Consider the following 10,898-nt stretch of genomic DNA (forward strand, 5'->3'; position numbering starts at 1 on the left):
GGCGTGAGCATTGACACGCCCGCGGTCGCGGCGATGCCGTGGGCCGAACGGTTCTCCACTTCGTGCCGTGGTACAGAAGCTCTTGCACAGGCGTTCAATGGCCACGAAATGCGCGGCGCTATTGCCCTACCTCGCCTTTCGCATCTCCTGCGCGACTAGTCCGCCGGCAGCCAAACCCAGAGCGAGCGCTACATACGCAGCTGCGATGGAGCGCTTAGAAAGCACTGTCTCCCAGCCCGGGATCAGCCGCTTCGGCACAACGAGATAGTCCACAGCCGCAGCGATCGCGGCTACCGCGCAGGCATCGCGCAGCATCAGTAGCGGCGACCGCGGAGGATTTCTGGCGAGCCAAGCCTCGAAAGGAGCGGCCCAGAATATCGCCGAAGCATGATGGGTGCCGAAGCCGACCGCCGTGTGCGCGAGGTCGGCCTTCCTAATCGCACCAGCCTTGTCGCCGTGGAGCCAGTGGCTGGTGGCGTTGGTCGGCTGCAGCGCCGACTTTCCTTCGGCTTTGGCCAGAAGGGCGAGGAACGCCGCCGTCACAACACTTGCGACCGTTCCGGTCACGCCTGTCGAAAGTCCAGTCTTCAGCAAGCCGTTCACCTAACCTCCGTAACTCTCCCTCTTTTCTAACCGCCGAACCGAAGCTCAGTTCCCGACACCTCCATTAACGGCAAGGAGCTGTATCCCAACTGAAGTGTCAATCCGCCGACGGCGCGTTCTTTTCGCGTCTGTCAGGTGATTGCGACCGCCCGGGTATACGGTGGTAGAAATCATTTTCTGCGCCGCCGCCCCGGAAGAGGTTTTCATTGAAATTCCGCCAAGTTTTATACTGCCATCGAACATTCATCGATGGACTGCGGCAGTTGCAGCGTTGCTGCGGGTGTTTTCGCCTCTTGCGGCTTCACCGTTTGCGGCGCCTGGAAAGCCGGCGGTGATTTAGGCGAACCTGCCGCCCCGCAGGTTCAAGAGCAGCAAGGGCCATTGATTGCCCGATATCGGCCAGCGGCGATGACGCGTCGGCTATGGCGAGCGGCAATGTCAATGCGCCCCGCGTCCAAGCCACCTGTGCCGCAAAAATCCCCTGCGCAAGGGCCGAAACTTTTTCGCTCACCGCCTTGACGGTTTCCGGCCGACCTGAAACCAGCGAACCGGTTGCCTCGGCAACCAGGATCGGCAACCGCAACCCCACAACCCAGGGCGCGAGCATCAGGTTCTGGGCAAGAGCAATCTCAGCGCGGACGCGCCTTCCTCGTTGACTGGCCAACACTCGTTACTCCTTCTGTTTGGATTTTGCGGGCCCGGATAGGGGGCCGGCAATGACCATCAACAACATGCGCCTGTTCAGGGTTCCATAGCCCCAGTCCTTCCGTCTCGGCCTGTTCTCGTCAACGAGCTTGTCCATGCCGCCGATTAACCGCAGTCGAAAGCAGATGGTCGTCCCCGCTCGTCTCAAGGTAGCCGAACTTGGCACAAACGCTGACCCGTTTAGGCTTCACCTGGATGCCGCGCTCGCCGAGAAAGGGCGGCGGCTGATCTCTGAACGGACCAAGGCCGCCCTCGCCTCTCGCAAGGACACTTTCGGCCGATCTCCCGGCCTACAATCCCTCCGGACCGGCATCGGAATCGTCGATTCCTTCCCGGTGGAGCCGCGCAGGTAATATTCGGCTCCATGTATTCCAGATTGAGGGGCAACCCGGAAAATGTCTTCGTCTTTAATGCCGTCCCGCGCATAGGCGCGGAAACCGGGCAAAGCCGATCTCTCAGCACGGGACCAGTGCTGCGCAATTCAAATGTGCTCGGCCAGAGTTCCCGGACGGAGGACAAAAACCCGCCGCACCTATCGGCACGGCGGGCTTTCAGTCGTTCACCAGGCACGGGGTGTGGGCGGAGGGCATATGCCTAGATCGTAGGAAATCCTACGCTCGTCAACTGCGTCGCGTCTACTAACCGGCGGTTGGCACCCTTTAGCCACGGCGGGCTTTCGGTTGGCGAGTGCATGGTGGCGCTTTGCTCTTAAGGAGAGTAGGGTTTCTCGGTCGCCCATACCTTGCTGCAATTGAGCGCTTGAGAGCGAGCAACGTGCTTTCGCCTAATCAGGGAGAAGTACGATGCAGCATCTATATTCCAGCCTCGTCACTCACTATGAGAAGGCGGTGTCATTCCAAGACAGAGTTGTCGAGCATGAGCGCCAGTGCGGACATATCCTCCCCGAAAGCGAAGCCCTGCTAGAGACTCTCGCCGAGAATTTGGCCGAAGCCCGCCGCTCCCTCGATCGCGTGACGCACAGTCATCACAAGCTCACCGGCCAAGCGGCTGTCTGGAGGCCGAAAGAAGTTCTTCCTCGTCCCTCACGCCGGCCATATAATTGGCCATGATCCGAGACGCGAGTGCTTCATGTTGCTTCTCCGATTGAGCCCCAGCTTCAGCTGATCAAACACGCGGCCAAATAGCGCCAAGTCAGAGGGGAGGAACACACCCGCTCTCCCGGCTTGTCATAGATCGGCATGACACTCCCCGAAAGATCACCGGTGATGCGCCCAAGGATCGCCTGAGGGAGCTCCCCGGACAGAACCCCAAGCGCATTTGTTGGCACATTGCGTGGGAAGATCAACAAGTTATTTCGTGGAAGATGTCATAGCGAATCTGCGCTGTATCCTTGATTCCATCGTCCTCGAGCGTCGAAGGCGAAAGCGCGATCTCGGTCGAGTGTCATAAAACTCGGAACAGCGACGCGATCGGCCGCCCTCTCCGCCAGAAGCGCAGCCTTTCATCTGTTCGAATGGATGTTGTCATCGCCGCCGCTTCCGCTGCCTAAACATCCGATTCTTGCGACCTTAGCTGCGCGCGTATCCAACCCGCAGGGTAGGGGAACACATGGCCTGGCCCGAGGTTAGGTTGCCTGAGGAGAAAAAGGATGGCGACGATGGCTTTGGAGCATCGCCGATTTCCGACGTCCGCAGGTATTCTGCTCGGGCTTGGCCTGGGCGGATTCTTCGATGGAATCGTGCTGCACCAGTTGCTGCAGTGGCATCATATGGCAACCAGCGCCGGCTATCCCGCCAACAGTGTTGAGAACCTTCGGTTCAACACGCTTCTCGATGGCCTGTTCCACGCCTGCACTTACATCTTCGTCGTGCTTGGTTTGGTCGTGCTCTGGCGCACCGCTCACAAATCTCATCTCTGGTGGTCGGGAAAGATGTTGCTTGGGACGATGCTCATGGGCTTCGGGATGTTCAATTTGGTCGAAGGGGTGATCAATCACCAGCTTCTCGGCATTCACCATGTCAACGAAACCGTCCCGCAGGACCAGTGGATCTATTGGGACATCGGGTTCCTGATTTGGGGTGCGCTGATGCTGATTGGCGGCTTGGCGCTGGCAAGGCGGGGCAAACGGGAGTCGCCACGTGAGCCTCGCTAGTTCCGGCACCGTACGCATACATCGAACTGGTCGATCGCGATTGCGCTCGCGGCGGGAACAAATCACGGGCAGCGCGGTTCGGGGCACTTCAGCCATGGAGGGAAAAATGCGCAGAGTGTTGAATGCAGGCATTCCGTGCGCTCTTATCGTTGCGGCCGCCAGCCTCAGCGCCCTATCGGATCCACTGCCGCCCGATACAACCTACCGACCACTGCCCGCCCGTCCATTCTCCGCCGTCAAGGCCGACGACGAAGCGCAGAAGCCGCGCGTGATGGCGCGCCAGAGGGCTTTGCTGGAGGAGCGATACGATTTGTCGGATCGCCCCATGCCAGGCGCAATGATGTCGGGCGGGACAAAACCTGTCCAGCACGGCGTCCGGGTCAAGCTGGCGAAGGGCCAGACCTGGCAGGGCCTGGCAGAGATGAGCCCTGGCGAGATCCGTGACCGCAACCTGCTGCCCAACGGTCTTCTGCCGCTGCCGCATGTCAAACAGGCGACCGGGGGACAGGTTTTTCCGGAAGAAGAAATTCGCGAGATCGGCCGGCAGGAGGGGCGTGATCTCCGACGCTTCGACGTCGATTTCGATCTTCCCGATCACCTTACGCCAGAGTTCCCGTCACCGATTTTCCTGACTACCCATCCGGAACTGGGCGACGTTTCCCGCGGCGAGTTGCTGACGATCCGCAACTACTATGAAATCATGAACGGCATCATCACGCCGGTTCAGATGGAAGGGCTGCGGCTTCTCCTGACGCCATTCCCGCAGGAGGAATTCAATCAGACCGAGGACCGCAAGGTGGCGGCGCAGAGCCTGGGCGTAACCTGCCTCGATTGCCATGCCAACTTCAACACCAACGCTGCCTTTCATCTGACGCCCGATGTCAGACCGCAGGCCGCGCGCTTCCGTCTTGACACGACCAGCCTGCGCGGTCTGTTCAACCAGCAGATCCATGGGTCGAAACGGTCGCTGCGCTCGGTCGAGGATTTTACCGAGTTCGAGCAGCGCACCGCATACTTCAACGGCGATCATGTCAGCGCTACCAGGAAGGGCGTCAACCTGCCCGATCGTACAAACCAGGTGGCGATGATGGCGCAGATGCAGAACATCATCGATTTTCCGCCGGCGCCGAAGCTCGATCCGTTCGGCCGGCTCGATCCCGCCATGGCCAGCGAGCAGGAACTGGCAGGTGAGCGCGTGTTCATGGGCAAGGGCCGCTGCGCGCAATGCCATGTCCCGCAAACGTCGTTCATGGACAACAACATGCACGATCTGAAGCTGGAGCGCTTCTATAGACCGGGGCAGACCTTCAACGACATGGTGGAATTGCCGGACGGACCGATCAAGACGTTTACGCTGCGCGGCATAAAGGACACGCCGCCGTATCTGCATGACGGCCGTCTGATGACGCTCGCCGATACGGTGGAGTTTTTCAACCTGGTGCTCGGCACCAAGCTCACCGAGGACGAAAAGAACGACCTCGTTGCCTATATGCTCGCGCTTTGACACCCGGCTGGCCGACCGATCCCGGCACATCTTCGATGGAGGTTCTGATGCGTGTCTTTGCAACTGCTTTGGGATTGGCGGTGTTTTGCGCATCGCCTCTCTCGGTATCGCCCCTTTTGGCCCAGATCGGAAACCCGGCCGGCATGGCCCCGGATACCAGGATGGAGGCGCCGGGACAGCCGGCGCCTCATCAGACCAACTACCAGGACCGGCTGTTCGCGCAGCTCGCCGCCGCCGGCGGCGCAGCCGAGGTCGAATTCGGCAAGCTCGCGAAAAAGTCCGACAACTCCGCCGTCACGGCATTTGCCGGTCGCATGGTCGACGACCACTCGGCGGCGAACGCGAAACTGAAATCTCTCGCTGAGACCAATAAGATCCCGCTGCCGGAAGAGCTCGACGAGGAGCACGAGCGGCAGCGGGCCGAGCTTGAAAAGCTCGACGGGGCGAAATTCGATATGGCCTATATCAGCGGGCAGATCACCGATCACCAGAAGACGGTGCAGCTGCTTGAATGGGAGATCGGGTCGGGACAGGACGCCGACCTTCAGCATTTCGCCTCGGAGACTTTGCCGACAGTGCTCGAGCATCTGCAACTGGCGCGCGACATCAAGGCGGAACTGGCAAGCCAGGCGATCGCCGACGACACCACGGCGCCGACCAAGCAGTAGCCCGCCGGCGGCAACATCAAGCCGTTTCCTGCATTGTTCCTCGACCACTCTCGTCGCGTTTTTCTCGGGTGGACCCTGGTAATTCCGGCGATGCGCGGGTCACCGCCGATGGCCGCCTTCTCGGGATCAACACTGCCATCATCGCGCCTGCCGGTGGCAAGTGTCGGTATCGACTTGGCGGTGCCGATTGCAGTGGCGTCGGCCGTGATGAAGCAACCCATTGAGCACTGCGAGGTGCGCCGAGGACGGACCGGTGTCGGCATTCAGGACCTGGCGTCCGATCTCGCCGAAGCGCTCGGCACCGCTGCCAAGTGCGGAGTCTACGTCCCAAGCGCGTGCCAGCATGGAACCTGCGGAACGCGCCGAATAGGAAAGCTGTCGGGCGAAGTCGCCTGATGACTTTGGCGGGCTGACCTCGGAAGGAAAGGCGACATGCTACGTCCTGGCGTGCTGCAGCCGCTCGCAAGGCGGGGTTTGCTCGTTTTTGCTCGCCCGGCACTCGAAACAACTTGCCTTCGGGCATTCTCACCCAGGAACAAAGAGGGTCCTGCCTTGTTGGGTCGGTAGCATAGTCGTGCACCAGCCACAGTCGTGCACTACCAAACAAGGATAAAGCCCATGAAAGTTCGACACCTTCTTGGCGGCTTATTTACCGCCACTGCTATCGCCTTCGCCCTACCCTCGTTGGCCGCGGACAGCGCACAGGATTTCGTCGACAAAGCTGCTGTCGGTGGAAGGTTCGAAGTCGAATCGAGCCTGAGTGTTCTGAGCAAGCTTGACGACCAGCAGGTCAAGCAATTCGCGCAGAAAATGATCGACGATCATGGTGCGGCTAACGCCAAGCTGGAGAGCGTCGCTGGCGACCAGAAGCTCAAGGTTCCCACGCAAATGGACGCTAAGCACAAGACGGATCTGGAGAAGCTTCAGTCCGCCAAGGCGCCGGTTGATGAGCCCTATGTCGAGATGCAACGCACAGCACATGCCGACGCCGTCAAACTGTTCGAAAGCTATTCACGCGAGGGAGACAATGCGGCCCTCAAGTCGTTCGCGAAAGACACGGTGCCCACGCTTAAGGCGCATCAGCAAATGGTAGAAGACATTGCATCTAAAATGGCTGCCGGGCCTTCCAGTACGAGTTCGACCACACCCGCGGTGAATACAACCGATACCCCGAACACCGGGGCGCTGGTTCCCGGTGCCAACAGCTTCACGGAAGATCAGGCCAGGAGCCGCATCCAAGATGCCGGCTATTCTGATGTATCTGACCTTAAGAAGGACGATCAAGGCATCTGGCGCGGTCAGGCCATGAAGAACGGAAAGAGCACCGCGGTAGGTTTGGATTATCAAGGCAACATCGTTGCCAGCACCAACTGAACAGACACTCAGGAGTTCACCATGAAAACGGTAACGGGTTTATTTGACGATTATGATGAAGCAGCCGACGCGGTGGGTGAATTGGAAGCAATGGGCATTCCAATCTCCGACATCAGCATCGTCGCCAACAATGCAACGGGTTGGTACGACGGTGATCGCTCGGAAGCTGCAGAAGATGCGACGGCTGGCGCGGGAATTGGCGCAGTCATCGGGGGCGCAGGAGGATTGCTCACAGGGTTAGGCATCATGGCCATTCCGGGCGTCGGGCCAGTAGTTGCCGCCGGATGGCTGGCGGCTACCGCAGCGGGGGCAGTTGCCGGTGCCGCTGTAGGGGGAGCAACGGGCGGAATTATCGGCGCCATGACAGATGCTGGCGTACCTGAAGCGGATGCCCATGTTTATGCAGAAGGCGTCCGTCGTGGCGGCGCTCTTGTAACGGCCAAGGTCGAGGATCAGCTTGTTCCAGATGCTGAACGGATCCTTGAACAGTCCAGGTCGATCGATCTCGCCGAACGCCGCAGTGAATACGAGGCTGGCGGGTGGACCGGCTTTGATCCCTATGCGGAGCCATACCCAGCAGAAGACATTGAGCGTAGTCGCATCCGCAATGTAGATCGACCTTAGTCGAGGAACTGAGGTCCGAGGCCGTAGCAGTTCCGCGGGAACTGTTACGGCTTGTGTTTCGGCTGAGTTGCTTGCCTTCGCCAATTCTTTGGGCTCTTTCGGGGGTTCCATCGGCGGCGGATCCAGGGTGTTTACAACCGGGTCGGTGGCTCGTCCGCGCTCGTTGCCGGTTTTCGATCGGAGCGTTAGGGTCGCGCCGGACAGGCTCTTTCGCCGCTCCTCTCTTTCTGAGTTTCTTTCATTCATGCTCCTCATATGTCTTTCCTCCCATTTGGGGCGGAAGCGCGGTGGTCGCTCACAGCCAGCGATGCCCGTTGTCTATCGCCGATGAGAACACATTACGCCGATCGGCGCGTAGCGTCTTGAAAATAGCGCCTGAAGGCTTCTGCCCGTCGGTTCCATGCTGCCCGGGAAACGACAACAATCACCGTTGAAAGACAAGCAGTGCGACGGCGAGGCATGGGGAACCAGAACAACCGTAGGGCGTGATCCAAAAGCCTGGATCTGCAAAAGCGGCCATTTCGCTGAGCAGTTGCCTTCCTGCCGGCGAAACGCATGCGCCTGGTGGTCAGTGCGAACAATAAAGCCCGCGCCCCACGAGGAAAGGACGCGGGCCGATCGGTGCATCTCCGATCTGCGGCCCATCGTTGGGAGGGAACAAGATTGCTGCACTTCCCGAACATTCATCTCAAGCATGTGTTCCAGAGAAAGCGAAATATGCCTGGAAAAGTTTGCGCCATTGATCGCAACAAAACCCTCCCGCCGGCGTTCCGGTTCAATCCAAGTGCAAAAGGCTCACCATGGGCGAGGAAGAAAAGTCCGACCGCGACCGAATGACGGATTTCCAGGCGCAGTTCCTCGCCAAGGAATCCGGAATAACTGAAGCTCAAGCGCGCGAGCTGATCGAGTTGATCGGCACCGATCGGGCATCACTACTTCGGGAAGCTCGGCTACTGAAAAGCCGGCTGAAGCCGCCGGACGCTTAGGAGCATTCACAATACTACCCATATGGGACAATTTTGAATAGAAGCGGCTCGATTGAATGAGGGTCGCGCGCGAGCAGATATCGATGATCTTCGCCAGAGGATAAACGATGCCCGCCGCCTAATACTGGCACCCGTAAGCTGTTGGATCGCATTGCCGCAGACGATACGCTGAGTAGTAATCAAGCGCCTAAAATCCCGCACCCCAAATCGCACAGCATTCCACGCTCGACCTTTGCACATCGGCCGTCGATTCACGCGGCCTGCGGAGAGGACCGCGGCTGATTGTAGGGCGCAGGTGCAGCGTGCCATCTACGACTTCTTGGTCTTCGAATTCCTCTTCGGTTTCGGTGCCGATGCAGCAGGAAGAGCAGTCTCGGCTTTAAGTCGTTGCTCCCGCAGCCGAGCCGTCTTTGCGTCTCGTGCGACGCGCTCAATGTCTGTTAATGCCCGCGCAGCATCCGACGTGCGCTCCTGTCGGTCGTATTTTTCTTTATCGGTTAAGCCTTGCCTTTCCCGCATTGTTGTACCTCGATCTTGTTCGGCGCTTTTGTTGGCGCCCGAACGATTGTCGCCAGATCGTGTTCCCCCCAGACAACAAAAAAGCCCGCCGCACCTGTCGGCACGGCGGGCTATCAGTCGTTTGCAAAGGGCGGGCGGGGATCGTAAGAAAATTCTACGCGCGCCGGCTGCGCTGCGTCCACCAACCGGCAGTTGGAATGTATCAACAGCTTGCCGTCATCCCGCATCCTTGCCGGCCGCAACCTGACGGTACCGGAAGTGATTCCGGATGTGCTCGTTGAAATAGCGACCTTTCGCAAAGGCGGCTTTGAACGCGGCGAAGGTCTCCGGCGGCACTTCCTCAAATTCGTATCGTTTGCCGCTGGCGACGAACCACACCGAGAGGATTCTGCTGTCGGGATCGTAGGCGTTCTTATCGAGGTCGATGGCATGATATGGCTCGATCAAAAGTCTTCAACGATCGCAGAGCCTGTCACGTTCCTTCGTGGTATTGCTCCCGAGCAGCGCACGAGGATTTTCTCCGGCCACCTAACGCATCGCGGCATCGCAAGCGCGGCAGCGGGCACGGTCTTCCGGGTCTCTCTTTTCTACGCCGGCAACGAACTTCAACCTTCCAATCACTTCGACCGCTTGGGCTAGGCGTTGTTGAATAGCCAATCGACCCTCATTATAGGCGATCAGAGCTATCCGAGTTCAGCAGGAAGCGCCGCGATGCTGATGATCGCGAGTTTGGCCTTGGTGGATTGGCCTTTTGCAGCCGGAGCGGGAATGTTCTTGTTCGCCCCATGTTTCGGCGCGGTCGAGATCTGGTGCAGGCGTTGATCACGAACCGCCAGTTCTTTGCCCGGGACGCCTGCGTTGTCGCTCGCGATATAATTGGCGCCACGCTTCTTGTGCACGGCGTGGGCGGGATCGTCGTCGAAACGGAAGCCTATCGCGCCAATGACCCAGCCTCACACAGTTTTTGTGGTCGGACTTCGCGAAACTCCGCAATGTTCGGCGCCCCAGGGAGCGCATACGTCTATCGGTCCTATGGTCTGCATTGGTGCCTGAATGCCGTCTGTCTTCCCGGTAGTGCTGTCCTTGTGCGCGCGATCGAACCGCAATCAAAGCTCGACCTGATGCGGGCCAATCGCGGCGTTGATGACCTTCGACTTCTTTGTTCGGGACCCGGTCGCCTTTGCCAGGCGCTTGCTGTCGATGCATCTTATGACGGGCTGCCATTGGACGAGCTTCCGTTCCAGTTCAAGCTGCCGTCAGGAGCAAGAACCAGCTCCATCTTAACGGGACACCGGGTCGGCATCTCCAAGGCTGTCGATCTCGAGTGGCGGTTCGGACTGGCAGGCTCGTCGTACTTGAGCCGCAAATTTTGAGTTGCCTCTGCACGAGTAATCGCCTGGGGGTGAGTTCGGGTAACTAGCGATGTGCCGGCACCCTACGCGCTACTATGTTGGCCCGCGATTTCGCCCAGCTTCAACTGTCAGGAGGCGATGGAGCCTAGCTTTCAAGCGATGGTCGATTGCATGCTAGAGACGGCTGGACGCGCCGAGAGAGCTGCAGCTCGCGATCGCCCACGCCTATCCGCGCCGGCCGGCCGCGAAAATGTTAAAACGCAGTCAGCCGACTACCGCGAATGGCCGACTTGGTGGAAAGCTGGCGTATTCTCATTGTTCCTCGAACAAGCCACTGAAGGTCCTGAACAGGGCAGTGTTGCTATTAAATAACCTCGTCGCATGTGGATGGCGCAGTGTTCTGCAGTCGGTGGATGTTTATTTGTGAGCGCAGGTCTGCACCTGCATCCT

General features: G+C 59.2%; 11 protein-coding genes and 1 pseudogene. 9 read left to right on the forward strand and 3 right to left on the reverse strand.

Features of this window, described 5'->3' with window-relative positions; translation table 11 throughout:
- Positions 1–126 precede the first annotated feature (126 nt).
- The gene (locus AC0L28_RS08160) at positions 127–603 is read right to left on the reverse strand and encodes a hypothetical protein (RefSeq protein WP_473476661.1); all 477 of its coding nucleotides are present in this window, start codon (positions 601–603) and stop codon (positions 127–129) included.
- Positions 604–904: 301 nt separating this feature from the next.
- Positions 905–1,267 (reverse strand): hypothetical protein, encoded by a 363-nt coding sequence (locus AC0L28_RS08165; protein WP_128168792.1) that lies wholly within the window; start codon positions 1,265–1,267, stop codon positions 905–907.
- Positions 1,268–2,917: 1,650 nt separating this feature from the next.
- Here AC0L28_RS08165 and AC0L28_RS08170 point away from each other — a divergent pair.
- From AC0L28_RS08170 to AC0L28_RS08205, 8 genes and pseudogenes are all read left to right on the forward strand, one after another.
- Entirely contained in the window at positions 2,918–3,421 is a 504-nt protein-coding gene (locus AC0L28_RS08170; protein ID WP_473476663.1) for a DUF2243 domain-containing protein, read from the forward strand.
- Positions 3,422–3,527: 106 nt separating this feature from the next.
- Positions 3,528–4,925, forward strand: a complete 1,398-nt coding sequence (locus AC0L28_RS08175; protein WP_287175199.1) for a cytochrome B6 — start codon at positions 3,528–3,530, stop codon at positions 4,923–4,925.
- Positions 4,926–4,972: 47 nt separating this feature from the next.
- Positions 4,973–5,593: a DUF4142 domain-containing protein gene (locus tag AC0L28_RS08180; protein WP_128177122.1), complete on the forward strand. Its 621-nt coding sequence runs from the start codon at positions 4,973–4,975 to the stop codon at positions 5,591–5,593.
- Between the two features lie 68 nt (positions 5,594–5,661).
- Positions 5,662–5,897, forward strand: a pseudogene (locus AC0L28_RS08185) (serine endoprotease DegQ); the annotation flags it as partial.
- Positions 5,898–6,211: 314 nt separating this feature from the next.
- Complete coding sequence (locus AC0L28_RS08190; protein WP_287175200.1) at positions 6,212–6,967, forward strand: DUF4142 domain-containing protein; 756 nt, start codon at positions 6,212–6,214, stop codon at positions 6,965–6,967.
- Between the two features lie 21 nt (positions 6,968–6,988).
- On the forward strand, positions 6,989–7,591 hold the full coding sequence (locus AC0L28_RS08195) for a hypothetical protein (RefSeq protein ID WP_128177118.1): 603 nt from the start codon (positions 6,989–6,991) through the stop codon (positions 7,589–7,591).
- Positions 7,592–8,391: 800 nt separating this feature from the next.
- Positions 8,392–8,577, forward strand: coding sequence for a hypothetical protein (locus AC0L28_RS08200; RefSeq protein WP_473476666.1), 186 nt, complete (start codon positions 8,392–8,394; stop codon positions 8,575–8,577).
- 729 nt (positions 8,578–9,306) lie between these two features.
- The gene (locus tag AC0L28_RS08205) at positions 9,307–9,735 is read left to right on the forward strand and encodes a hypothetical protein (protein WP_473476669.1); all 429 of its coding nucleotides are present in this window, start codon (positions 9,307–9,309) and stop codon (positions 9,733–9,735) included.
- A 44-nt stretch (positions 9,736–9,779) separates the two neighbouring features.
- On the opposite strand, the gene AC0L28_RS08210 is transcribed toward AC0L28_RS08205, so the two are convergent.
- Positions 9,780–9,995 carry a hypothetical protein gene (locus AC0L28_RS08210; RefSeq protein WP_287226949.1) on the reverse strand — a complete coding sequence of 72 codons (216 nt, stop codon included), beginning with the start codon at positions 9,993–9,995 and terminating at the stop codon, positions 9,780–9,782.
- Between AC0L28_RS08210 and AC0L28_RS08215 the strand changes: the two genes are divergently transcribed.
- Positions 9,915–10,469, forward strand: a complete 555-nt coding sequence (locus AC0L28_RS08215) for a DNA-3-methyladenine glycosylase (RefSeq protein WP_419697201.1) — start codon at positions 9,915–9,917, stop codon at positions 10,467–10,469. The genes AC0L28_RS08210 and AC0L28_RS08215 overlap by 81 nt on opposite strands.
- Positions 10,470–10,898 lie beyond the last annotated feature (429 nt).

It is taken from the genome of Mesorhizobium sp. WSM4847 (genome assembly GCF_055811335.1).

Coding starts and splice junctions, on each gene's coding strand:
- AC0L28_RS08170 (WP_473476663.1), top strand. CDS start 2,918: ATGGCGACGATGGCTTTGGAGCATCGCCGATTTCCGACGTCCGCAGGT.
- AC0L28_RS08180 (WP_128177122.1), top strand. CDS start 4,973: ATGCGTGTCTTTGCAACTGCTTTGGGATTGGCGGTGTTTTGCGCATCG.
- AC0L28_RS08190 (WP_287175200.1), top strand. CDS start 6,212: ATGAAAGTTCGACACCTTCTTGGCGGCTTATTTACCGCCACTGCTATC.
- AC0L28_RS08200 (WP_473476666.1), top strand. CDS start 8,392: ATGGGCGAGGAAGAAAAGTCCGACCGCGACCGAATGACGGATTTCCAG.
- AC0L28_RS08175 (WP_287175199.1), top strand. CDS start 3,528: ATGCGCAGAGTGTTGAATGCAGGCATTCCGTGCGCTCTTATCGTTGCG.
- AC0L28_RS08195 (WP_128177118.1), top strand. CDS start 6,989: ATGAAAACGGTAACGGGTTTATTTGACGATTATGATGAAGCAGCCGAC.